Source organism: Streptomyces sp. NPDC006643, from assembly GCF_042870175.1.
GTDB lineage: Bacteria > Actinomycetota > Actinomycetes > Streptomycetales > Streptomycetaceae > Streptomyces.
Window position 1 is genome coordinate 568,627 of the sequence record NZ_JBIAHA010000001.1, and the last position, 22,936, is coordinate 591,562.

18 protein-coding genes and 1 other RNA gene are annotated in these 22,936 nt (G+C 70.5%); 9 read left to right on the plus strand and 10 right to left on the minus strand.

Features of this window, described 5'->3' with window-relative positions:
• Nucleotides 1-114: 114 nt before the first annotated feature.
• The 5 genes from ssrA to ftsE all read right to left on the minus strand — a co-directional run bounded on the left by ssrA (nucleotide 115) and on the right by ftsE (nucleotide 4,032).
• Nucleotides 115-502, minus strand: a transfer-messenger RNA (tmRNA) gene (ssrA, locus tag ACFYNU_RS02395).
• Nucleotides 503-624: 122 nt separating this feature from the next.
• Nucleotides 625-1,110: an SsrA-binding protein SmpB gene (smpB, locus tag ACFYNU_RS02400; RefSeq protein ID WP_356595093.1), complete on the minus strand. Its 486-nt coding sequence runs from the start codon at nucleotides 1,108-1,110 to the stop codon at nucleotides 625-627.
• Nucleotides 1,111-1,128: 18 nt separating this feature from the next.
• Nucleotides 1,129-2,322 carry a S41 family peptidase gene (locus tag ACFYNU_RS02405; RefSeq protein ID WP_356595095.1) on the minus strand — a complete coding sequence of 398 codons (1,194 nt, stop codon included), beginning with the start codon at nucleotides 2,320-2,322 and terminating at the stop codon, nucleotides 1,129-1,131.
• 67 nt (nucleotides 2,323-2,389) lie between these two features.
• Complete coding sequence (gene ftsX / locus ACFYNU_RS02410; RefSeq protein ID WP_356595097.1) at nucleotides 2,390-3,307, minus strand: permease-like cell division protein FtsX; 918 nt, start codon at nucleotides 3,305-3,307, stop codon at nucleotides 2,390-2,392.
• A gap of 35 nt (nucleotides 3,308-3,342) precedes the next feature.
• Nucleotides 3,343-4,032, minus strand: a complete 690-nt coding sequence (gene ftsE / locus ACFYNU_RS02415) for a cell division ATP-binding protein FtsE (RefSeq protein ID WP_356595099.1) — start codon at nucleotides 4,030-4,032, stop codon at nucleotides 3,343-3,345.
• Between the two features lie 269 nt (nucleotides 4,033-4,301).
• Here ftsE and ACFYNU_RS02420 point away from each other — a divergent pair, with 269 nt between their 5' ends.
• A complete protein-coding gene (locus ACFYNU_RS02420; protein WP_023541382.1) occupies nucleotides 4,302-4,499 on the plus strand; it encodes a hypothetical protein in 198 nt (65 codons plus the stop codon).
• 36 nt (nucleotides 4,500-4,535) lie between these two features.
• A complete protein-coding gene (locus tag ACFYNU_RS02425) occupies nucleotides 4,536-5,495 on the plus strand; it encodes a hypothetical protein (RefSeq protein ID WP_356595101.1) in 960 nt (319 codons plus the stop codon).
• 299 nt (nucleotides 5,496-5,794) lie between these two features.
• Here ACFYNU_RS02425 and prfB read toward each other — a convergent pair whose 3' ends face one another.
• From prfB to ACFYNU_RS02440, 3 genes are all read right to left on the minus strand, one after another.
• A complete protein-coding gene (gene prfB, locus ACFYNU_RS02430; RefSeq protein WP_356595103.1) occupies nucleotides 5,795-6,901 on the minus strand; it encodes a peptide chain release factor 2 in 1,107 nt (368 codons plus the stop codon).
• Nucleotides 6,902-6,998: 97 nt separating this feature from the next.
• Complete coding sequence (locus ACFYNU_RS02435; protein ID WP_356595105.1) at nucleotides 6,999-8,249, minus strand: protein kinase; 1,251 nt, start codon at nucleotides 8,247-8,249, stop codon at nucleotides 6,999-7,001.
• A gap of 188 nt (nucleotides 8,250-8,437) precedes the next feature.
• Complete coding sequence (locus ACFYNU_RS02440) at nucleotides 8,438-10,099, minus strand: protein kinase (protein ID WP_356595107.1); 1,662 nt, start codon at nucleotides 10,097-10,099, stop codon at nucleotides 8,438-8,440.
• 415 nt (nucleotides 10,100-10,514) lie between these two features.
• On the opposite strand from ACFYNU_RS02440, the gene ACFYNU_RS02445 reads away from it, so the two are divergent.
• The 6 genes from ACFYNU_RS02445 to ACFYNU_RS02470 all read left to right on the plus strand — a co-directional run bounded on the left by ACFYNU_RS02445 (nucleotide 10,515) and on the right by ACFYNU_RS02470 (nucleotide 20,829).
• Entirely contained in the window at nucleotides 10,515-13,916 is a 3,402-nt protein-coding gene (locus tag ACFYNU_RS02445) for an FHA domain-containing protein (protein ID WP_356595172.1), read from the plus strand.
• Between the two features lie 332 nt (nucleotides 13,917-14,248).
• On the plus strand, nucleotides 14,249-15,649 hold the full coding sequence (locus ACFYNU_RS02450) for an ABC transporter substrate-binding protein (protein WP_388764840.1): 1,401 nt from the start codon (nucleotides 14,249-14,251) through the stop codon (nucleotides 15,647-15,649).
• A 4-nt stretch (nucleotides 15,650-15,653) separates the two neighbouring features.
• A complete protein-coding gene (locus ACFYNU_RS02455) occupies nucleotides 15,654-17,018 on the plus strand; it encodes a carbohydrate ABC transporter permease (RefSeq protein WP_388764843.1) in 1,365 nt (454 codons plus the stop codon).
• Nucleotides 17,015-17,932, plus strand: coding sequence for a carbohydrate ABC transporter permease (locus tag ACFYNU_RS02460; protein ID WP_356595111.1), 918 nt, complete (start codon nucleotides 17,015-17,017; stop codon nucleotides 17,930-17,932). Before ACFYNU_RS02455 ends, ACFYNU_RS02460 begins: the two co-directional genes overlap by 4 nt.
• Nucleotides 17,933-18,070: 138 nt before the next feature.
• On the plus strand, nucleotides 18,071-20,317 hold the full coding sequence (locus tag ACFYNU_RS02465; RefSeq protein WP_356595113.1) for a bifunctional glycosyltransferase family 2 protein/CDP-glycerol:glycerophosphate glycerophosphotransferase: 2,247 nt from the start codon (nucleotides 18,071-18,073) through the stop codon (nucleotides 20,315-20,317).
• A gap of 152 nt (nucleotides 20,318-20,469) precedes the next feature.
• Nucleotides 20,470-20,829 (plus strand): hypothetical protein, encoded by a 360-nt coding sequence (locus ACFYNU_RS02470; protein WP_388764846.1) that lies wholly within the window; start codon nucleotides 20,470-20,472, stop codon nucleotides 20,827-20,829.
• 166 nt (nucleotides 20,830-20,995) lie between these two features.
• On the opposite strand, the gene ACFYNU_RS02475 is transcribed toward ACFYNU_RS02470, so the two are convergent.
• Nucleotides 20,996-21,439, minus strand: a complete 444-nt coding sequence (locus tag ACFYNU_RS02475; protein ID WP_356595115.1) for a MarR family transcriptional regulator — start codon at nucleotides 21,437-21,439, stop codon at nucleotides 20,996-20,998.
• A gap of 99 nt (nucleotides 21,440-21,538) precedes the next feature.
• Here ACFYNU_RS02475 and ACFYNU_RS02480 point away from each other — a divergent pair, with 99 nt between their 5' ends.
• Complete coding sequence (locus ACFYNU_RS02480; protein ID WP_356595177.1) at nucleotides 21,539-22,300, plus strand: dienelactone hydrolase family protein; 762 nt, start codon at nucleotides 21,539-21,541, stop codon at nucleotides 22,298-22,300.
• Here the strand turns inward: ACFYNU_RS02480 and ACFYNU_RS02485 are convergent.
• Nucleotides 22,297-22,839 (minus strand): hypothetical protein, encoded by a 543-nt coding sequence (locus ACFYNU_RS02485; protein ID WP_356595117.1) that lies wholly within the window; start codon nucleotides 22,837-22,839, stop codon nucleotides 22,297-22,299. The two genes, ACFYNU_RS02480 and ACFYNU_RS02485, sit on opposite strands and share 4 nt — an antisense overlap.
• Nucleotides 22,840-22,936: the final 97 nt, after the last annotated feature.

A 22,936-nucleotide genomic window follows, 5' to 3' on the forward strand; every position in this document is an offset into this window, starting at 1 on the left:
TGCCGAACGGCCGATCTTGAGGGAATCATTCCGGCCACCCGTCTCCTTCCGGTCACCGGGCGGCACGACAAAGGCCCCGCTGCCTGGGCAGCGGGGCCTTCGCCTCACATGGGGTGGTGGAGATGGCGGGAATCGAACCCGCGTCCAACGGTGCGGAACCAGGGCTTCTCCGAGTGCAGTTCGCTACGTTTTTACTCGGCCCCGGAGGTCACGCGAACAAGCCTCCGACAGGCCCAGTCACTGTTTGATTTCCCACCGTGTCCCGTGACCGAACGCGGTGGTTTAGTTCCCTAGTTGATGCCAGGATCCGGGTCGGGAACACTCCCGGGCTGACACTCCACGGAGTCTTCGCTAGCTGCTAATTAAGCAGCGAGAGCGAAGGTGGAGGAATCGCGCTTGGAATTGGCGATTATTGTTTGCGACATATGGTTAACGAGATCATTGCCGCTTCCTCGACTCGCTTCCCCTGCCTCGACATCCGCTGTCGAAACCGATCATCCCCATGTTGATTTTTCAAACGCCGTCCCTGCTCTGCGGGACAGCTCCCATCCTACGTGAACAGCACGGGACGGGGCCACCTTATTCCGCCCCGCCGGCCACGGGACGGTCAGGCCCACGGGGCGGTCAGGCCCGCTGACGCCGGCGGACGGCCGAGACCGCGCGCTCCGTCTCCCGCCGGTCCTGCTTCTCGCGGAGCGTCTGGCGCTTGTCGTACTCCTTCTTGCCCTTCGCCAGCGCGATCTCGATCTTGGCCCGGCCGCCCTTGAAGTAGAGAGCCAGCGGGACGATCGTGTGGCCGGATTCGTTCGACTTCTGCTCCAGCTTGTCGATCTCCATCCGGTGCATCAGCAGCTTCCGCTTCCGCCGAGCCGAGTGGTTGGTCCAGGTGCCCTGGGTGTACTCGGGCACATGCACGTTGTGCAGCCATGCCTCGTGGTCGTCGATCTGTACGAAGCCGTCCGCCAGGGAAGCGCGTCCCTGGCGCAGCGACTTGACCTCCGTACCCGTCAGCACGAGACCGCACTCGTAGGTGTCGAGAATGAGGTAGTCGTGCCGCGCCTTCTTGTTCTGCGCGACCAGCTTGCGCCCTGTGTCCTTTTCCTTAGCCATAGTGCGTTCATTTTCGCACTACGACCCACCCCCGAGGCCACTCAATACCGTGCGGGCCCGCTCCTGGGCCCGTTCGTCCACCACCAGGTCGGGAGTGATGCCCTTGTCGTCGACCTGGTGACCGGCCGGAGTGCGGTAGTGCCCGACGGTCAGCTCGGCCACGGAACCGTCCGGCAGCCGGCTCGGCATCTGTACGGAGCCCTTGCCGAAGGTCGGGGAACCGACCGTGATCGCCCGGCCGCGGTCCTGGAGTGCGCCGGTGACCAGCTCGGCAGCGCTCATCGTGCCGCCGTCGACGAGCGCCACCACGGGCCGCTCGGTGTCGCCGCCCGGGTCCGCGTACAGGGCCCGCTGCTCACCTCGTATGTCGTAGGTGGCGACCAGGCCGCCGTCCAGGAAGGCGGAGGCCGCCTGGACGGCCTCGGTGACCAGCCCGCCCGCGTTCCCCCTCAGGTCGAGCAGGACTCCGGTGCCTCTCGGCGCTTCCAGGACGGCGTTCCTGATCTGCTTGCCGGTGCCCTTGGTGAAGGCGGCGACCTTGATCACGAGCGCGCCGTCGGCGCCGGTCTCCAGCGTGACGGCGTCCGTACTGAGGCTGGCCCGGCGCAGCGTCTCGGTCCACTCGTGGCCGCCGCGCGCCAGACCGACGACGACGGTGGTGCCCGCGGAGGCGTCCTGGGGCCGGCCGGTGTCCTGGTCCTTGCCGTCGCCCCGCAGCAGCGCGACGACCTCGGTCACGGGGCGCGAGCCCACCGGCTCGCCGTCGATCGTACGGAGTATGTCGCCGGCCCTGATCCCGGCCAGTGCGGCGGGACCGCCCGGCTGGACCTTGCTCGCCGCGATCCGGCCGTCGGCCAGCCGCTTGGCGGAGAGGCCCACCCCGGTGTACTTGCCGTCGAGGGCCTGCTCGAACTCCTCGTACTCACCCTTGTCGTAGACCGCGCCCCAGCGGTCACCGCTGCGGCTGACGACGTCCTCGGCGGCCTCGGTGCCGGACTTGCCGTCGGCCATGGCCTCGGCGGCGGCCCGCGCGACTTCGTCCTTGTCGGCCGTGGAGGCGACGGAGCGCGTGCTTATGCGCTCGGCCTCCTCGTCCGCGCGAGGCAGCGAGCCCGTGGCCGCGGCGGTGGCGAGCACGCTCGCGAACAGCAAGGTCAGGGCCGCCCCGCGGTAGAACCCGTGGGGCCTGAGGCGATTTTCGTGGCCCGGCATGGCGACGAGTCTAGGACAACCCCCGGCGCCGCAGAGCGGCTTGGCGAGACGACGCCAGGGGCGATTGTCACACCTTGAGGTACTTGCGCAACACGACCGAAGCCGCAACCGCCGGCATGAGCAACCCGATCACCAACACCAGCGGGAGGATGGCCAGTACGGCGTCCCAGCCGATGAAGTTGATGAGCTGCATCTTCTCCTCGAGCGCGATTCCGCCGTCGATCAGGAAGTAACGCCCGGCGAGCAGAAGGACGCAGGCGACGACACCGCCGATCAGTCCGGCGAACGCGGCCTCCATGATGAACGGCATCTGGATGTAGAAACTCGACGCGCCCACCAGCCGCATGATGCCGGTCTCCCTGCGTCTGCTGAACGCGGACACCCGGACGGTGTTCACGATCAGCATCAGGGCAATGACGAGCATCAGCGCCATCACTCCGAGCGCGGCCACGTTCATACCCTGCATCAGGTTGAAGAGGTTCTCCAGGATGTTGCGCTGGTCCGCGACGGACTGCACACCGTCCCGGCCCTCGAAGGCGGTCGCCACCACCTTGTACTTCTCCGGGTCCTTGAGCTTGACCCGCAGCGACTCCTGCATCTGGTCCGGGGTGATCATCCCGGCGATGGGGGTCTCGCCGTACTGCTCGCGGTAGTGCTTGTACGCCTCGTCGGCCGTCTCGTGGTAGACGTCGTCGACGATGTCCATCTTCTTGAGATCGGACTCGATCGACTTCCGCTGGTCGGCGGTGGCCGGGCCCTTCTCGCACTTCTCGGTGGTCTCGGCGTCTCCCTTGTTGCAGAGGAAGATCGAGACGTTGACCTTGTCGTACCAGAAGTCCTTCATCACGCTGACCTGCTCGCGCATGAGCAGTGCGCCGCCGAACAGCGCGAGCGAAAGGGCTACGGAAATGATGACGGCGAACGTCATCGTCAGATTTCGGCGGAGACCGACGCCGATCTCCGACAGGACGAACTGGGCGCGCATGGCGTCCTTTCAGCTTTCGATGCTCTTCGCGTTGCTCAGTGCTGGTAGCCGTAGACGCCTCGCGCCTGGTCTCGCACGAGACGGCCCTTTTCGAGCTCGATCACACGCTTGCGCATCTGGTCGACGATGTTCTGGTCGTGGGTCGCCATCACGACGGTCGTGCCGGTGCGGTTGATGCGGTCCAGCAGCTTCATGATGCCGACGGAGGTCTGCGGGTCGAGGTTGCCCGTCGGCTCGTCCGCGATCAGCAGCATGGGGCGGTTGACGAAGGCCCGTGCGATCGCGACGCGTTGCTGCTCACCACCGGAGAGTTCACCGGGCATCCGGTCCTCCTTGCCGCCGAGTCCGACGAGATCGAGGACCTGGGGCACGGACTTGTTGGTCTCCCCACGGGACTTGCCGATGACCTCCTGCGCGAACGCCACGTTCTGCATGACGGTCTTGTTCGGCAGCAGGCGGAAGTCCTGGAAGACCGTGCCGAGTTGGCGGCGCATGCTCGGCACCTTCCAGTTCGACAAGCGCGCGAGGTCCTTGCCGAGGACATGCACCATGCCGTGGCTGGCGCGCTCCTCACGCAGGACGAGCCGCAGGAAGGTCGACTTGCCGGAGCCCGAGGAGCCCACCAGGAAGACGAATTCGCCCTTCTCGATTTCGAGGGACACATCGCGCAGGGCGGGTCGGTTCTGCTTCGGATAGGTCTTGGAGACGTTGTCGAATCGGATCACGGGTGCACCACGGTCGGCCGGGAGTAGGTGAGCGAGACCTTACGCGAACCGGCCGGGGCCGCGCAGTCGGCCGCCGGGGTTGGTCCGGGCTTGGGTGATTTATCACGGCTGCCGGCCGCCCGCCACCGGGGACGGACCGGGTGCGATCCGACGGGGCGCGCCGAATCGAGCGAGAGCTGGCACAGTGGTACGGGGAACGGTCGCGTTTCCCGGAGCGTTGGGCGCAGTGAGAGTGACCGCGGCTCCGCGGCGCGGGAGGAGGAGAGCGCATGACCTTTGATCGGCTGGTGTGCGCCAACTGCGCGGGACCCGTCAGCGAGGGCCGGTGCCATGTGTGCCGTGCGAACAGGCAGCGGCTGGAGCAGGAGGGCCCCTTCGGCGGTCTGAGCCCGGTGGCGCTGCTGACCCTGCTGGTGGTGCTGATAGCGGCGGTGGCGCTGGTGGCGGTGGGGCATCAGACGGCCTGAGCCGTCCCCGAGCACAAGGAAGGGCCCGGACACCGAGTGGGTGTCCGGGCCCTTCCGTACGTACGGGATGGCTCAGGCGGCCGTGGCGCGGCTGCCGACCAGACGCGGGAGCATCCGGAAGCCGATACCGCCGGCGATCATGGTCGCGGCACCGATGATCAGGAACGTGGTCTCGGCGGCGCCGGTCTCCGCCAGCTCCTCCTTGGCCTCGCCCTGCTCGACCGGCTGCGAACCGGCGTTGTCGGTGTCCGTGCCGCCGGTGCTGCTGCCGGCGCCACCTGCGGTCTGACCCTCGTCGGTGCCACCGCTCTGGCCTTCAGCGGCTCCGCCGTCAGCGCCACCATCGGCACCGCCGTCGGCACCGCCGTCAGCACCGCCGTCGGCGCCACCGTCAGCACCGCCATCGGCGCCACCGTCAGCACCGCCATCGGCGCCACCATCGGCACCGCCATCGGCTCCACCGTCAGCACCGCCGTCAGCACCGCCATCGGCACCACCGTCAGCGCCGCCATCGGCACCGCCGTCGGCACCGCCGTCAGCGCCACCATCGGCTCCACCGTCGACACCGCCGTCAGCACCGCCATCGGCACCGCCGTCAGCGCCACCATCGGCTCCACCGTCAGCACCGCCGTCAGCGCCACCATCGGCACCGCCGTCGACACCACCATCGGCTCCGCCGTCGACACCACCATCGGCTCCGCCGTCGACACCGCCCGGGTCGCCCCCACCGATGTCGGCTCCACCGTCAACACCGCCGGGGTCGCCCCCGCCGTCGGCGCCGCCATCCGTGTCCCCGAGGCCGAGACCGACGTCCAGGCCGTCCTCGTTGACGTCCGCGTTGGCGCTGAGGCCACCGACATTGACATCGATGCCGACGGCCGAAGCGGCGCCCGCGGCGGTCAGCGAAGCACCGGCGGCGATCACGGCGCCGGCGGCTATCCGCGCTACGCGGATCCGCGTCTTCTTGGTCATGTGCTTGCTACCCCCAGTAGCTAATCGTGAGTGGTGCAGCGTCCGGGGCCGGCCGGTTGGAAGACCGCGTGTACAGGTCCCCCGATCACACACGCCCCAGAAATACGCATGCCGCGCGTCACCTTTCCGAGTTTTTGCATAAGCGTCAAGGTCGTTGCGCGTGCGATGCCCGGATTAAAGCCAGTTGTCCGCCGGGCGCGGGGCAACTGTGACACAAACGGGAACTACCGCCTCCTGAACGGCAGTTCCTTTGTCGACAAAGCGAGTCCCTTGCCAACAGGCCGAGTTGGCCTCTGACAAGGGACGTAGCCGCCGGGAAGTGCTTAGCGTTCCTGCTGCTTGCGCCAGCGAATTCCGGCTTCCAGGAAGCCGTCGATCTCGCCGTCGAGCACGCCCTGGGGATTGCCCACCTCGAACTCCGTACGGAGGTCCTTGACCATCTGGTACGGGTGCAGGACGTACGAACGCATCTGGTTGCCCCACGAGTTGCCGCCGTCGCCCTTGAGGGCGTCCATCTTGGCCTGCTCCTCCTGACGGCGGCGTTCGAGCAGCTTCGCCTGAAGGACGTTCATGGCGCTGGCCTTGTTCTGGATCTGCGAGCGCTCGTTCTGGCACGAGACCACGATGCCGGTGGGGATGTGCGTGATGCGGACCGCGGAGTCCGTGGTGTTGACGCCCTGACCGCCGGGACCCGACGCGCGGTAGACGTCCACGCGCAGCTCGGTCTCGTCGATCTCGACGTGGTCGCTGGACTCGACGACGGGAAGCACCTCGACGCCCGCGAAGGAGGTCTGACGGCGCCCCTGGTTGTCGAACGGCGAGATACGGACCAGCCGGTGGGTGCCCTGCTCGACGGAGAGGGTGCCGTAGGCGTACGGCGCCTTCACGACGAAGGTGGTCGACTTGATGCCGGCCTCTTCCGCGTACGACGTCTCGTAGACCTCGGTCGGGTAGTTGTGCCGCTCCGCCCAGCGGATGTACATGCGCTGGAGCTGCTCGGCGAAGTCCGCCGCGTCGACGCCGCCGGCCTCGGCCCGGATGTTGACGAGGGCCTGCCGCTCGTCGTACTCGCCGGACAGGAGGGTGCGGACCTCCATCTCGTCGAGCGCCTTCTTCACCGCGACGAGTTCGGCCTCGGCCTCGTGCCGGGCGTCGGCGTCGTCCTCGCTCTCGGCCAGCTCGAACATCACCTCGACGTCGTCGATCCGGCCCCGGAGCGCCTCGGTCTTGCGCAGCTCGGCCTGGAGGTGCGACAGCTTGCTGGTGATCTTCTGCGCCGCCTCCGGGTCGTCCCAGAGGGACGGCGCCGCCGCCTGGTCCTCCAGGACGGCGATCTCCGCCCTCATCTTGTCGAGGTCAAGGACGGCCTCGATCGACCCCATGGTCGAGGAAAGGGACTTCAGCTCTTCGGATACATCGACGACTGCCACGGACCCAGCCTAACGGCTGACCGGTGAAACCCCGCCGCCGCTCCCGCCGCCGCCCCACGAGGCCCGGCCGGCACCGGCCGCGAGGGCCCACGGGCGGCTACGGGACGGGCGCCGCCGACCTGGTGCTGTCGCCGGGGGTGGGCTCCGCGCCGTCGCTGCTCGTCGCCAGCCAGCCGCCGACGCCGAGGACGGCGATCAGCAGGGCGGCCGTCACACCCAGCGTGATACGGCGTTTGCGTACCGCCTCCGCCTTGTGCCGGGCCGATCCGGGCCTGCGCTGGCCGGCCGCGCGCGGGGCCCTGGCCGTACCGCGCGCACCGCCCGCCAGCTCGTCGGGGCCCGGGACGCGCATGCTCGTGTGGGTGTCGCGGTTGGAGTCGGGGGCCGCTCCGGGGACGAGCGGTACGGCGCCCCGGCGGCGCGGCTGCTCGGCCGGCGCCGGCCGCTGTTCGTCGGCGTCCTGGTAGGACCGTTCCTCCTCGGTCGGCTCGGCGTCCGGCTCGTCCACCTCCAGGGAGGGGATGCCGGCGAGCTGCGGAAGCTGCTCGCGGAGCCGGGCCGCCAGCTCGGAGGCGCGCAGCCGGGAGGCCGGGGCCTTGGCCAGGCACTGGACGAGGAGCTGCCACAGCTCGTCGGGGATGCCGGGCAGCGGTACGACGGTCTCGGTGACATGGCGGCGCAGGACGGCGCCGGGGTGGCCGCCGCCGAAGGGCGTGAAGCCGGCGAGCAGCTCGTACAGGACCGTCGCGAGTGCGTAGATGTCGACGGCGGCGCGCGGTGGCAGGCCCTCGACGATCTCGGGCGCCAGATAGTCGGGGGTGCCGATGATCCTGGTCGCCTTCGTACGGCGGGGGGTGTCGATCAGCTTGGCGATGCCGAAGTCGGTGAGCAGCGCGGGGTGCGAGCCGCCGGGGCCGATGGGGCCCTCCATGTCGAGCAGGATGTTCTCCGGCTTGACGTCGCGGTGGACGACTCCGGCGGCGTGCGCGGCGGCGAGGCCGTCGGCGACATCGGCGACGACGGCGACCGCGGCCTCGGGGGCGAGCCGGCGTTCGCGGTCGAGACGGGTGCGCAGGTCGGTGCCCCGCACCAGCTCCATGACGAGGGCCAGGTCGTTGCCGTCCACGACGAGGTCGCGGACGGCCACCACGCGCGGGTGGTCGAGTCCGAGCAGCGCGGTGCGCTCCTGGACGAAGCGCCCGACCAGCTCCTGGTCGGAGGCGAGGTCTTCGCGCAACAGCTTGATGGCGACGGGCCCTTCGGGTCCCTCGCCGAGCCACACCGTGCCGGCGCTGCCCCGCCCCAGGATCTGATGGGCGGTGTACCGGCTGCCGATATTCCGTGCCAAGACTGCTCCCTCAGCGGCTGGCTTTGCCCATCAAAGTACGCGGGTATCGGGGTGTTGAGTGCCCGGTACCGCGGCAACGTTCACTTCTACGGGGGAATTGATCCCGCGGGAATCGACAAAGCGACAGAAGCGACCGATCCGTGCCGGGCGCCGGTGGGGGACCCCGCCGGCGCCGGTGTTCGGCAGGATCAGGGGGTGGTTCCGGAGTCCGAACCACCGAACTCGGAGACCCAGTCCGAGACCGTGTTGTACGAGTCCTTGATCGCCTGCCAGTAGCTCTTGCCCTGGCCGATCCAGTCCTGGAGCGGGGTCAGCTCCCAGATCAGCCAGCTGGCCACGACGAGCAGGATGATCGTGAACAGGCACCCCTTGAGGCATCCGAGGCCGGGGATCCGCATCGGGTTGGCGCTGCGCTGCCGGGGCTGGCGCGGTGCGGGCGGCTGAGGCGGCTGGGGCGCGGGCTGCTGCGGGGGCGCGTACCGCTGCTGTTGCTGCTGCGGGGGTGGTGAGTAGCGCTGCTGCTGGGGCTGATGAGGCTGGTGGGACTGCGGCGGGTACGGCTGCTGCTGCGGGGCCCGCTGTTGCCGGCGCTGGGACGGCGGGGGCTGCTGGCCCTGGGGCCGCTGGGGCCGGCGCCTGAGCGGGTCCTGGCTCGGGTCCAGGTACTGGACCTGGGTCTGCTCGTTGCGGTCGCGCGCGGCCCTGAGCTGGTTCTGCCAGGGGTGCGGGTCCTCGGGACCGGGGCCGCCGGGACCGCCGGGGCCACCGGGACCGCCCGCGCCGACCGGCATGACCGACGTCGGGTCGGCCGAGCCCGGCGCGTTCGGCGCGTTCGTCGGCAGGACGCTGGTGGCGGCGGCCGGGTCGTACGATCCCGCGTTGCTCGGCAGGACCTGCGTCGGGTCGGCGGCGCCGGGCTCACCGGGCACGGTGGTGGGCGACGGGTCGGGCGCCAGCAGGGCGCCCACGCCCATCGCGGCGTTGATCTGGGCGGAGTTCGCCTGCGCGCCGACACCGGAGGCGACGGTGCGCAGGCCCCGGGCGAGATTGACGGCGCTGGGCCGCTCGTCCGGCTCCTTACGGAGGCAGCGCTCTATCACCGTCCACAGCGGTTCGGGGACGTTGGACGGCCGGCGGGGCTCCTCGCTGAGGTGGCGGTGGAGCACTTCCAGGGCCGTACCGCCCGCGAACGGCGGACGGCCGGTGACCAGCTCGTACAGCAGGATGCCCGCGCCGTAGACGTCCACGGCGGAGGTCTGCGGGCGGCCCTCGGCGGACTCCGGCGCGACGTACGCGGGCGTGCCGACGAACTCGTGCGTCCGCGTCAGTCCCGGGGAGTCGGCGAGCCGGGCGATACCGAAGTCGGTGAGCATCGGGTGCAGCTGGTCGCCGTCGTCCTTCAGGAGGACGTTGGCGGGCTTCAGGTCACGGTGTACGACGCCGTCGGCGTGGCTGGCGGCCAGCGCGTCCGCGATCTGGGCCGTGAGCAGCGAGGCCGCGATCGGGCTGAAGGGGCCGTTCTGGCGCAGGTAGTGGTGCAGGTCGGGGCCCTCGACCAGATCCATGACGAGGGCCAGGAGGTCACCCTCGACGACCAGGTCACGGGTCCGCACGATGTTGGGGTGGGTGAGCCGGAGCAGGACGGAGCGCTCGCGCAGGAAGCGCATCACCACGTCCGCGTCGTTCGCCAGCTCCTCCTTGAGGACCTTGATCGCGACGGTCTCACCGGGCTGCCCGGCCACGGCGGCCTCGGCTCCGGCGGTCTCCCGCTGCCGGGCGCGCCAGACGGTGCCCGTGGCGCCGCGCCCGATGGGCTCCTCCAGGAGGTACTTGCTGCCTACCGGCCGCACGTCACGCTCTCCCTGCTGCTGGTGGTCCTTGCATGGCCCCGGGCCCGCCCGGGTGTCCGACCCACTTTAGAGGTCCCGCGCGGGTTGTCGTCGCGGTCGTGTTCGAGAACAGGACGCGAGCGTCCTGCGGATGGTTGCCCTGTACGCGTACCCGCAGGGGCCACGGATGATCCCAACCCGTTCTCAACCATGCACTTTTGCACGCACAGCCGACCATTCAAGATCACTTCCCCCTGGTTCGTGGGCGTGTTGTCGGTGGCAGGTGCGAAGATGCCATGCAGCACTCGATGTGTGGGGTCGTTCGCTCACCGTCCGTGCCGACCTGTACCGGACGATGTGTCGGTGCCGGGTGGGGGGATTCACACAGGGCAGCACCCCTGCCGGGCACCCCGCGCAGAAGGGACCGCTGACGGCGATGCAGATCCGGCTGACCGTCCTCGCGCCGCGCAGCGGCCATCCCGCGGGGCGCGCGTGCGACGTGCTCGTGACCGCCCCGGCGGGGACGGCCCTCGCGGCCGTCGCCTCCGGTCTGGCCACGGCCGTCGCCGGCCCCGACGTCTCGGGCGCCGTCGTGCTGTACGCGGGGCGGGAGCGGCTGGACGCGCAGCGCCGCACCCTGGGCGAGCCACCGCTGGTGGACGGCGCCGTGCTGTCCCTGCACGTCCCCGGCGAGGACGACGCGCCGACCGACGACGTCCCCGCCCAGCTCCATGTGGTCGCGGGCCCGGACGCGGGCGGGGTGCATCTGCTGCACGGCGGCCAGGTCAGGATCGGCCGCTCGGCGGACGCCGACGTACCGCTCGACGACCCGGACGTCTCACGGCTGCACTGCTCGGTGACGGTGGCCGATGACGGCCATGTCTCGGTCGCGGACCTGCATTCCACGAACGGCACCACCCTCGAAGGCGTACGGGTCGGTGCCCGGCCGGTGCCGCTCCCGGCCGGCGCCCTGCTGCGGCTGGGCGAGTCCGCGGTGCGGCTGACCTCGGGCGGCCGGATGCCGGCCCTGGCGACCGCGCCGGACGGCGAGGGCCATCTGCGGATCGCACGCGGGGACGGCGCGGCCGGTGGCAAGGACGGCGGGAGCGACGGCGCGGGAGGCGCGCGTACGGGCTCCGGCGCGGCGGCGGGGACGTACGGCGGCCCGCGATCGGGCCAGGAGGCCGCGTCGTACGGATCGGGCACCCCGGGCGGGCGGACGGTCCACGCGTACACACAGGGCGGTCAGGGCGGTCAGGGCGGTCAGGGGCATGGCGGCCAGGGCGGCCCGGCCGTCACGCCGCGCGTGCCCGATCCGCGCACCCCCCGCTCGGACGCGGACACCCGGTACGGCGACGCGCTGTACGCGCCGGTGCCCGGCGCCGGGCGGCCCGCGCACGACCGGGCCGACAGCGACGAGACGCACGACGGGACCGACGACGGCCCCCAGGGACACAGCCGTACGCCGGGCTCCCGCCGCCAGGGCACACCCATGCGCGGCACGGAGCTGCCCGAGAGCCCCGGCAGGCGGCGCGGCGGCATAGGGGCGTGGGCCCGGCGGCTGGCCGGCGGTCGCGACGAGGAGTTCCCCGACGGCGACGAGGGCGCCCCGGCGACCGCCGCGCGGCCCCGGGGGCGCGCGCCCCTGGACGACACCTGGCCGGATCCCGCCTCCGTACTGATGACGGCGCTCGGCCCCGGCCCCCGGCTCTGGGAGCGCGGCCCCGGCCATCCGGAGTCGCTCGTCGTGCGTCTCGGCACGACGGAGCGCCCGGCGCCCGACGGCACCGGCCCGCTGCCCCCGGTCCCCGTGACCGTCAGCCTGCGGGAGGCCGGTTCACTCGGTCTGGCGGGTCCCAGGGAGCGGTTGACGGGTATCGCCAGGTCGGCCGTGGCGCAGCTCGCCGCGCTGCACTCCCCCGCCGATCTGGAGATCGTGCTGGTCAGCGCCGACCGGAACAGAAGCGTGGAGCAGCGCAGGCGCGACTGGGGCTGGCTCGGCTGGCTGCCGCACGTGCGGCCGGCCCATGGCCAGGACTGCCGGCTGCTGCTGGCCTACGACCGGGACCAGGCCGCCGCGCGGCTGGGCGAGCTGACGCGCCGGCTGGACGACGGGCCGCTCGGCACGGGGTGGGCGTCGGCGGGCGCCAGGTCCGTCGCGGAGGCCGCCGGGCGGTACGAGGGGTCGGCCACCGTGGTGGTCGTGGACGGCGATCCCGGCTCCGCCGCGCTGCGCGAGACCGCCGCGCGGCTGGCGGGCGCCGGTTCGGTGGCCGGTGTCCATGTGATCTGTCTCGCCGAGACCCCGGCGGCGTCGCCCCTCTCCCCGGTCGCCGCGACGTACGAGACGGCGTGCGCCGCTTCGGTGGCCTTCCGTGAGTGCGGGGCGGTGGCCCTGCTGAGCGGTGATGTGGCCACGGCGCTGCGGCTGTTGCGTACGACGGTGGGGCAGCCCGCCGGGCACGGCACGGTCGCGACGGTGGACGCGGTGTCCGTGGCGTGGGCCGACCGTTTCGGCCGGGCGCTGGCTCCCCTTCGTACGGAGGCGGGCAGCGCGGCGGCCTCGGGCCGGAGCAGGCAGGCGGCGGCGCTGCCCCGGTCGGCGCGGCTGCTGGACGAGTTGGGGCTGGCGCGGGCGACTCCCGCGTCGCTGATGGCGCGCTGGGCGTCGGCGGCGGGCGGTACGACGGTGCTCGGCACGGGGCCGCACGGCCCGGTGACGGTGGATCTGGTGGAGGAGGGCCCGCATCTGCTGATCGAGGGGCCGGCGGGCAGTGGCCGCTCCGAGCTGCTGCGCGCGGTCGCGGCCTCTCTCGCCGCCGGCTGCCGCCCGGACAGGCTGGGGCTGCTCCTGGTGGACGGCGCGGGTGGTGAGCGCGGCGAGGGGCTGGCGGCCTGTACGGAGCTGCCGCATGTGACCGAGCATCTGGTGGCCTCGGACCCGATCCTGATGCGGGAGTTCGCGCAGGCGCTGGGCGCCGAGCTGAAGCGGCGCGCGGAGGTGCTGGGGCGGCTGGACTTCGCCGAGTGGCACAACAGACGTGAGGTCGCGGAGCGGATGGTGGGCCAGCGCGCCCCGAGCCCGGCCGAGCAGCGGGGCACGCAGGGCGCGGGGATGCCCGGCCAGTCGCCCACCGGTGGTACGAGCGGCGCGAGCGCGGGCGCGCGCGGCGGTACGGGCGGTGCGACGGGCTCGGCCGGCTCGGGCGGCTCGGGCGGTACGGGCGCAGGCTCGGGCGGCACCCTGGGCGGCAGCACCGTCCGGCTGCGCCAGACCGCCTCCCGTACGCGCGGCGAGCCCGGCCCCGGCCCCGTACTCCCCCGGCTCATCGTCCTCGTCGACGACTACGACGCCCTGGTCGCGCCCGCGCTGGGCAGTCCGGGCCGCCCGGCGGCCGGTTCGGTCGTCCGGGCCCTGGAGGCCGTCGCCCGCGACGGCGAGCGCCTCGGGGTCCATCTGGTCGCCACGTCCGCCCGCCCGGAGCGGACGTCGGAGACGGAGCTGGCGTCCCGGACCCGGCTGCGGGTGGTGCTGGACACACCGCCGGCCGCGCCCGCCCCGGACGATCCGCTGCCGGGCCGCGGCAGGCTCGGGCATCCGGACGGCCGGGTGACGCCGTTCCAGGGCGGCCGGGTGACCGGCCGTATTCCGCGTACGGCGACACAGCGACCCACGGTCGTCCCGCTGGAGTGGGAGCGCATGGGTGATCCGCCGGCCCGTCGGCCGGTGCGCGAGCTGGGCAACGGGCCGACGGATCTGGCCCTGCTGGCAAGTGCCCTGGAACGGGCGGCCCGTTCGGTGTCCGCGATGCCGGTGGGACCCCTGGGTCGTGTCTGACGGTAACCGTCGGCGGGGCGCCGACCCGGCGGCCACCCCGTCGCCGCCGGTGGCCGAAAGCGGACATCCTGCGGTGGCGGCCGGTATTGGTCCAGACCTCGGCAGGTCACCATGCCTTCACATCTCTGAAATTACCCCTACGTCCGTAAACGACGTCACGAGCCCATCACGATCTTCGATTTGAAGCCCAGGACAGTATTGCGGCCTACGGTCACTGCGCGTAGGACTTACCGCACGGGACAAGGACGGCGTCGTCAGCTCGCTCGGGGCGCCGGTCCGCATGCGTAATCATGCGTCAAGATCCGCACGCTCGATGGAGAGACGGGGCAGTCATGCGTACAACTCTTAATGGCCGCAAGGCATTTGGAGCAGGAGCACGTTCAGCGGCACGGGGATCACACAGAGCGGCGGTGGCGGCCGTGGTCGTCGGCGCCGTGGTGCTCACCGGCTGTGGTGGCGACTCCGAGGACAAGTCGGACGGTGGGAGCGAGAGCAAGAAGCCCGCGAGCACGGTCGAACTGCCCAAATTGGACGGCGAGAAGATCCAGGTCGCCGCGGTGTGGACCGGCCCCGAGCAGGCCAACTTCACCAAGGTCCTGGACGAGTTCGAGAAGCGGACGGGTGCGACGGTCACGTTCGTCCCCGCGCAGGACCCGATCGTGAACTTCCTCGGCACCAAGATCGCCGGCGGCAGCCCGCCCGATGTCGCGATGCTCCCGCAGGTCGGCGCGATCACGCAGGCCGTGGAGAAGAAGTGGGCCAAGCCGGTCGGCCCCGAGGCCAAGGCGCAGCTGGCGAAGAACTACGGCAAGGGCTGGCAGGACCTCGGCGCGGTCGACGGCGAGCAGTACGGCGTGTACTACAAGGCGGCCAACAAGTCGCTGGTCTGGTACAACAACACCGCCTTCGAGAACGCGGGCGCGGCCGAGCCGAAGACCTGGAAGGAACTGCTGACGACCGCCGACACCATCTCGGCGTCGGGCGTCACCCCGGTCTCCGTCGGCGGCGCCGACGGCTGGACGCTCACCGACTGGTTCGAGAACGTCTATCTGTCGCAGGCCGGTCCGGAGAAGTACGACCAGCTGGCCAAGCACGAGATCAAGTGGACGGACCCGTCGGTGGCCACCGCGCTGACGACGCTCGCCGAGCTGTGGGGCAAGCCCGCCCTGATCGCCGGCGGCGCGGACGGCGCGCTCCAGACCGAGTTCCCCGCCTCCGTCACCCAGACCTTCACCGGCGGTGACGTCCCGAAGGCGTCCATGGTCTTCGCCGCGGACTTCGCCGGTGTGAATGTCACCGAGGCCGGTGCCAAGGTCGGCACGGACGCCAAGGTCTTCCCGTTCCCGGCCGTCGGCGCCGACTCCCCCGTGGTGACCGGTGGCGACGCGGCCGTGGCGCTCACGGACAGCAAGGGCGCGCAGGCGCTGCTGACCTTCCTGGCGTCCACGGACGCCGCGCAGATCCAGGCGGAGCTGGGCGGCTTCATCTCGCCGAACAAGGCCCTGGACGGCAAGGCGTACCCGAGCGACGTGCAGCGTGACATCGCCAAGGCGCTCATCGACGCCGGTGACGACTTCCGCTTCGACATGTCGGACCAGATGCCGCAGTCGTTCGGCGGTACGCCCGGCAAGGGCGAGTGGAAGGCCCTCCAGGACTTCCTGAAGAACCCGAAGGACGTCAAGGGCGCTCAGCAGCAGCTGGAGTCGGACGCCGCCAAGGCATACAAGAGCTGACGCGGTGAAGTCGGCGACAACAGGGGGCACCGGCACCACGGTGCCGGCGCCCCCGTCCCCCACCGGGGGGAAGCGCAAGAGCGTGACGGGCACACGTAAGGGTCTCGCGGTGGCGTTCCTGCTGCCCGCGCTGATCCTGCTGGGCGCGCTCGTGGTCTACCCGATCGGGTTCTCCGTCTACAGGTCGTTCCTCGACCAGTCCGGCGACAATTTCGCGGGCTTCGACAACTACGTGGAGATATTCACCGAGGACACCATCCGGACCGCCATCAAGAACAACTTGATCTGGGTGGTGGTGGCCCCGACGGTCGCCACCGCGCTCGGTCTGATCTTCGCCGTACTCACCGAACGGGTGCGCTGGGGAACGGCGTTCAAGCTGATCGTCTTCATGCCGATGGCGATCTCGATGCTCGCCTCGGGCATCATCTTCCGGCTGGTGTACGAGCAGGCTCCGGAGCGCGGCATCGCCAACGCCGTCGCCGTGGGCGTGCACGACACCTTCTCCGAATCGGCCGGCTATCCCAAGGCCCGGCCGCTGCCGGTGCATCCGCTGAAGGCGGGCGACGCCAAGGGGTCCTTCGTCACCAAGGCGCCGGTCTCGGCGGGCACTCCGGTGCTGCTGCCGCTGGTCGGCGTACCGGCCGACAAGATGCCGTCCGACGCCGCACCGGCCAAGGTGGGCGAGAGCGGCGGCGACGAGATCACCGGCACCGCCTGGCTGGACTTCACCAAGGGCGGCGGCGGCAAGCCCAATGTCGTCGACCCGAAGGAGCTGGGCCTCGGCGGGCTCAAGATCGAGGCGGTCAAGGACGGCAAGGTCGTCGCCTCGGCGAGCGCGGCGTCGGACGGTACGTTCACCCTGCCGGCCTCGGCCGACGGAGCCGTGCTCCAGCTGCCCGAGAGCAACTTCAGGGAGCCGTACAACGGCGTGGACTGGCTCGGCCCGTCCCTCGTCACCCCCGCGATCATCGGCAGCTATCTGTGGATGTGGGCGGGCTTCGCGATGGTGCTGATCGGCGCCGGTCTCGCGAGCATGCCGCGTGAACTCCTGGAGGCCGCGCGGGTCGACGGCGCGAACGAGTGGAACGTGTTCCGCCGGATCACCGTGCCGCTGCTCGCACCGGTCCTGGCCGTCGTCATGGTCACCCTGATGATCAATGTGCTGAAGATCTTCGACCTGGTGCTGATCATCGCGCCGGGCTCGTCCCAGGACGACGCGAACGTGCTGGCGCTCCAGCTCTACCGCTCGTCGTTCGGCACGGACGCCAACGTCGGTGTGGGCAGCGCGATCGCCGTATTCCTCCTGCTGCTCGTGATCCCGGTGATGCTCTTCAACATTCGCCGGATGCAGAAGGAGAACCGCCGATGAGTACGACTGACACAGCGCGGCCGGCGAAGCGGCCCGCGCCGGCCGACACGGCGGCCAAGCCGAAGCCGTCCCTGCCCGCCCGTATCGCGGCGAGGGCGGGCGGCGGGGTCGTCCAGGTCTTCCTCATCCTGGTCGCCCTGTTCTGGATGATGCCGACCATCGGTCTGCTGATCTCCTCGCTGCGCGGCTCGTCGGACATCGCGGCGAGCGGCTGGTGGGAGGTCTTCACCAAGCCGGCGCAGCTCACCACCGAGAACTACTCGGAGCTGCTGGCCAACGACATCATCACCAACTCGCTCTGGTCCACGGTGATGATCACGGTCCCGTCGACCCTGCTGGTCGTGGTGATCGGCTCGCTCGCCGGATACGCCTTCGCGTGGATGGAGTTCCCGGGCCGCGACTGGTGGTTCATGCTCGTCGTCGGTCTGCTGGTGGTCCCGGTCCAGGTCGCGCTGATCCCGGTCTCCGAACTCTTCGGTGAGATCGGGATCTTCGAGACGACGTTCGGCGTGGTCATGTTCCACGTCGCGTTCGGGCTGCCCTTCGCGATCTTCCTGCTCAGGAACTTCTTCGCGGAGATCCCCCGGGAGCTGCTGGAGGCGGCCCGGCTCGACGGCGCGGGCGAGATCCGGCTGTTCACCCGGGTCGTGATGCCGCTCGGCGGTCCCGCGATCGCCTCGCTCGGCATCTTCCAGTTCCTCTGGGTCTGGAACGACATGCTGGTGGCCCTGATCTTCGCGGACTCCGAGAATCCGCCGATCACGGTCGCACTCCAGCAGCAGGTACGGCAGTTCGGCAACAACATCGATGTGCTGGCGCCCGGCGCCTTCCTCTCGATGATCATCCCGCTGGCGGTCTTCTTCCTGTTCCAGCGGCAGTTCGTCTCGGGGGTCATGGCGGGGGCGGTCAAGTAGGGCCGCTTCGGGCATCCGTTCGACGGGAAAGTACGCCAAAAGGGGCGGGCCGGTTCAACTACCGGCCCGCCCGGCGTATTTGTCCCCCGTATGCCACGTCTGGCGTAACCCGGTCACTCCATCGGCCGTTCCCGAGCCATGGCCCGGTTCAGCATCATCGTCCCCGCGTACAAGGTCCAGGCGTACTTGCAGGAGTGTCTGCGGTCGGTGCTCGACCAGACCTACGAGGATTTCCAACTCATCGCCGTGGACGACGGATCACCCGACGCCTGCGGGGCGATCATCGACGAGACCGCCGCCGCCGACCCGCGCGTGGTCGCCGTCCACCTCGCGGAGAACGAGGGCCTCGGCCCCGCCCGTAACGCCGGGATGGCCCACGCCACGGGCGACTATCTGATCTTCCTGGACGGCGACGACACCCTCACCCCCGGCGCGCTCCAGACCATCGCCGACCGGCTGAAGGAGACGGACGGCCCCGACGTCCTGGTCTACGACTACGCCCGTACGTACTGGTCCGGCGAGGTCGTCCGGAACATCCTCTCCGACCTCCTCGACGAGAGCGGCCCCGCCTCGTTCCGGCTCACCGACCGGCCGGACCTGCTGAGGGTGCTGATGGTCGTCTGGAACAAGGCGTACAGCCGCGAGTACATCGCCCGCCAGAACTTCACCTTCCCGCCGGGCTACTACGAGGACACGCCCTGGACCTTCCCGGTCCTGATGGCCGCCGACTCGATCACCACGCTCGACCGGGTCTGCGTGCACTACCGGCAGCGGCGCCAGGGCAACATCCTGTCCACCACCAGCCGCAAGCACTTCGACATCTTCGACCAGTACGACCGGGTCTTCGCGTTCATCGACTCCCGCCCGGCCCTGGACGCCTGGCGGCCGGTGCTGTTCCGGCGGATGCTCGACCACTTCTCCAAACTCGTCGCCGTACGGGGGCGGTTGCCGCGCCGCAGCCGCCCCGAGTTCTTCCGCCGGGCCCGCGCCCACCACCGCCGCCACCGCACCCCGGGCTCCGCGCCACTGCTGCGGGCCCGGCTGCGCCACACCCTGCTGCGGTTCGGCGCCCACCGCACGTACCGCGCCCTGTGGACCGCGCAGCGCGCCCAGTTGGGCGCCCGGCAGATCGCCACGGCCCTCGGCCGGGCCGTGCGCGCCGGGGCACTGCATCTGCACTACCGGCTCCAACGGTGCCTGCCCGTACGGGAGAACAGGGCGGTCTTCGCGGCGTACGACGGCCGGGGGTACGCGTGCAACCCGGCGGCCATCGAGGAGAAGGTGCGCGAACTCGCCCCGCACATCGGCACGTCGTGGATCGGCCGCGCCGAGTACCACCACACCGTGCCCACCGCCACGCGCAAGCTGCGCCCCGGCAGCTTCGGCTACTGGACGGCCCTCGCCCGTGACAAGTACCTCGTCAACAACGTCAACTTCGACCGCCGTCTGGTCAAGCGCCCGCAGCAGATCCTCCTCCAGACCCACCACGGCACGCCGCTGAAATCCATGGGCCTCGACCTCCAGGACCACCCGGCCGCGGCCCGCCACACCGAGTTCGACCAACTCCTCGCGGGCGTCGACCAGTGGGACTTCTCCCTCTCCGCGAACCGCCACTCCACCCTCGTCTGGGAGAAGGCGTACCCGGCCGGCCACACGGCGCTCGAATACGGCTACCCGCGCAACGACGTGTTCCAGCGGGCCACTTCGTCCGACGTCGCCCGGCTGCGCGAGTCGCTGGGCATCCCCGAGGGCTTCACCGCCGTGCTGTACGCCCCCACACAGCGCGACTACCGGCGCACCCCGTACGTGCCGCTGGACCTGGAACGCCTGGCCCAGGCGCTGGGCCCGCGCTTCGTGGTGCTGACCCGCGCCCACCACACGTACGAGGCCCCCCTGCCGCACACCCCGCACCCGCGCATCATCGACGTCTCGGGCCACCACCGGGTCGAGTCGCTGTGCCTGGCCGCCGACGCGCTCATCACCGACTACTCGTCACTGATGTTCGACTACGTCAATCTGGACCGGCCCGTCGTCATCCACATCGACGACTGGGACGCGTACGAGGCGGCCCGCGGCACCTACTTCGACATCCGGGCCTTCCCACCGGGCGCGGTGGCCCGCGACGAGGACGACCTGATCGACATCTTCACCACCGACCACTGGCGCGGCTCCCGCTCGGCCCAACTGCGGGCGGCCTTCCGGGCCCGCTTCTGCCCGTACGACGACGGCCAGGCGGCCGAGCGGGTGGTACGCCGCGTCTTCCTCGGCGAAACGACGGGCCTCCCGGAACCGGTCCCCCTGGAGGACCGCACCCCGGCACCGTCCCCCCTGTCACTCCCCGCCCAACGCCACGGCCGAAGCACCATGTCGGACGCGAAACGCTGAGAGCCGCAGATAACCGGGGCCCGAGTCCCCGCCTCCCCGACCCGGGTTGCCCGGTACCTTCGACGCCCGGACCATGACTCGCGCGGACTTGACCGGCCGGCCTGCGTTCTCGGACGAGGCTGCGTTGCATCCAGCTTTTCAGGGAGGGTGAGATGAAAAATATCGCCGACTGGGACCGAGAATTCAGAGTCTGGCACTTCACCGTCAGCTATTCGCAGCTACTACTTCGAAGTATCAACGTAGCGAACTCGGACACAAGAATCGACATACTGTTCTCGAATGTTTCGATGCTGCACTTGACTCCGTCATTTGATCGCCTGAGAGTCGATAGGCTTGAGCTCTCAGATCCCATTCCTTCCATATACAAGGCAGGGATTGAAGGAGGAGAAGTGAGCGTCTTCCTCCTCAACGGCGGAGAGGGTTACGTCTATGCGACACACTGCGATTGGCACGAGGATCTCGGAGGAACGCGCACTCCCTCCAAATTCGGCCCGCTGCGCGGAGTCGAATAGCCTGATTTGACCCGAGCCACGCCCAAGTCAGTGCGTCGCGGCGGAGCAAAGGGCCGTCACGGTGAACGACGCGCGTGGAGACCGATGGGAGCGTCACCCCGCACCACACAGGAGCTCCACCGGCCCCGTGCGGTGCGACGCCGCAGCGCGCTCCGCCGGTCGGCCGTCAACTCCCCCGCGACTCGTGGTGGTTCAGCAGGCGGGTCAGCAACTCGACGAGTTGGTCGCGTTCGGGCGGGCTCAGGGGTGCGAGCAGTTCGTCGTGGAGGGTGTCCAGGATTGTGTCGAGGCGTCGGAGTTGGCGGCGGCCCGCGGGGGAGATCGTGATGACGTTGCGGCGCTGGTCGTCGGGATCCGGTGCACGCTCGACGAGTTGGCGGCGGGCCAGTTCGTTGAGGACGCCCACCATGTCGCTGCGGTAGATGCCGGTGCGCTTGCTCAGAGCGGCTTGGCTGGCCGGTCCGAAGTCCTGGAGCGAGGCGAGCACCGCGTAGTGCCACTTGCGCGCGTCCGCCCGGGCGAGGCCCTCGTTGATCAGCCGGTCCGACCGCGTGGTCACCTGCGACAGCAGCCGGCTCGCCCGCTGACTCAGCCTGTCGTCCCTGTTCATGGCGCCCACCTTACCCGTTGCGTTAGTCCAACTAACGATGTACGTTCACTGGCGCCCGAACCCGTCAGTGCCGCCGACGCCAGATGAGGAAGAGACACCATTCCGACGAGAACAGTGCGGATTCCCACGCCGGACGGCCACGCCGACGCGTTCGCCGCCCACCCCGGCGACGGCGAGCGGCACCCGGGGGTGCTGCTGTACATGGACGCCTTCGGCCTGCGGCCCGTGCTGGAGGAGCTGGCCCGCGAGTTGGCCGGGCACGGGTACTACGTGCTCGTGCCCAACGTCTACCACCGGCACGGGCCGGGACCGGTGGTCGAACTCCCCCCGCACATCGGCGAAGACGTCCGCCCCGCGATCATCGACCGCCTGCGCCCCTTCATCGTCGCGCACACCACGGAACGGGTCCTGCGCGACGCCGACGCCTACCTCGGTTTCCTCACCGCCCAGCCCGAGGTCACGGCGGGGCGGATCGCCGTGACCGGTTACTGCATGGGCGGCCTCTGGGCGACCCGTACCGCACTGGCCCACCCGGACCGCGTGGCAGCCCTCGCCGTGTTCCACCCCGGCTTCCTGGTCACCGACGCGCCGGACAGCCCGCACCGCCACGTCGCTGGGCTCACCGCCGAGGTCCATGTCGGCCTCTCGGAGAACGACATGTCCCCCGAGGCGGTCGCGGAACTCGACGAGGCGCTGGACGCGGCGGGTGTCACGCACACCACCGAGATCTACCCGGGCACGGCCCACGGCTTCACGATGCGCGACACGGACGCGTTCGACGCGGCGGGGCTACGGCGCCACTGGGCCCGGCTGCTGCCGCTCCTGGCCCGCGCCCTGCCCACCGGGAAGATCGCCCCCTAGTGTCCGGCGCCTCGCGCGCTGCCGTGTCTGCCCTGGGTACGACGTCCACGAGCGCCCGGCTCCTCGCGCGGAGGCACGGGGCGCCGGCTGGTGCCGGCGGCCGGGCGCCTGTCGGTGGTCTCCAGACGACGGGCGCGGCGGGCCAGTTCCTCCTGCCGCCGCGTGAGATCCAGCAGCCGCTCCGACTCACTGAGCACTCGCGCCTCCCGCACGCCTTCGTGCTCGTTGATGGCTGAGGCGTAGGCCGCCCCTGTCAACTGCACCAGGTCGAAAGACGTGCTCACGCGCATCCCGTACATCTCCTGGGCGGCGGTCCGCGCGTGCGGGTCGATATACCGGTAGGCGTGGTTGTCCTTGCTCACCGAGTACGCCTTCGCCGCCGCGTCCTCGGCCTCCTTGAGCGCTCTCAACTGCGTGTCGCCGCCCAGGCGGTAATTCAGGGCGTACTCGAATCTGACCGCGTTCCAGCGGTTTCCCTCCCGCCGTGCGAGCGCGTCCACAATCATTTCCTCGATGCGGTTGAGCTCTTCCTCTTCCACGTCAACTTCCCTGTCTCCGGACGGTCGAAGAGCCGGCCAACGCCGGACACACCGGACGACTACGGCCCCGGGCCCCGGCCGGTTCACCACACCGACC

What these genes read in the sequence shown, in the direction of transcription:
- smpB (WP_356595093.1), bottom strand. Translation starts at nt 1,110, where the DNA reads ATGGCTAAGGAAAAGGACACAGGGCGCAAGCTGGTCGCGCAGAACAAG.
- ACFYNU_RS02405 (WP_356595095.1), bottom strand. Translation starts at nt 2,322, where the DNA reads ATGCCGGGCCACGAAAATCGCCTCAGGCCCCACGGGTTCTACCGCGGG.
- ftsX (WP_356595097.1), bottom strand. Translation starts at nt 3,307, where the DNA reads ATGCGCGCCCAGTTCGTCCTGTCGGAGATCGGCGTCGGTCTCCGCCGA.
- ACFYNU_RS02420 (WP_023541382.1), top strand. Translation starts at nt 4,302, where the DNA reads ATGACCTTTGATCGGCTGGTGTGCGCCAACTGCGCGGGACCCGTCAGC.
- ACFYNU_RS02445 (WP_356595172.1), top strand. Translation starts at nt 10,515, where the DNA reads ATGCAGATCCGGCTGACCGTCCTCGCGCCGCGCAGCGGCCATCCCGCG.
- ACFYNU_RS02450 (WP_388764840.1), top strand. Translation starts at nt 14,249, where the DNA reads ATGCGTACAACTCTTAATGGCCGCAAGGCATTTGGAGCAGGAGCACGT.
- ACFYNU_RS02460 (WP_356595111.1), top strand. Translation starts at nt 17,015, where the DNA reads ATGAGTACGACTGACACAGCGCGGCCGGCGAAGCGGCCCGCGCCGGCC.
- ACFYNU_RS02465 (WP_356595113.1), top strand. Translation starts at nt 18,071, where the DNA reads ATGGCCCGGTTCAGCATCATCGTCCCCGCGTACAAGGTCCAGGCGTAC.
- ACFYNU_RS02470 (WP_388764846.1), top strand. Translation starts at nt 20,470, where the DNA reads ATGAAAAATATCGCCGACTGGGACCGAGAATTCAGAGTCTGGCACTTC.
- ACFYNU_RS02475 (WP_356595115.1), bottom strand. Translation starts at nt 21,439, where the DNA reads ATGAACAGGGACGACAGGCTGAGTCAGCGGGCGAGCCGGCTGCTGTCG.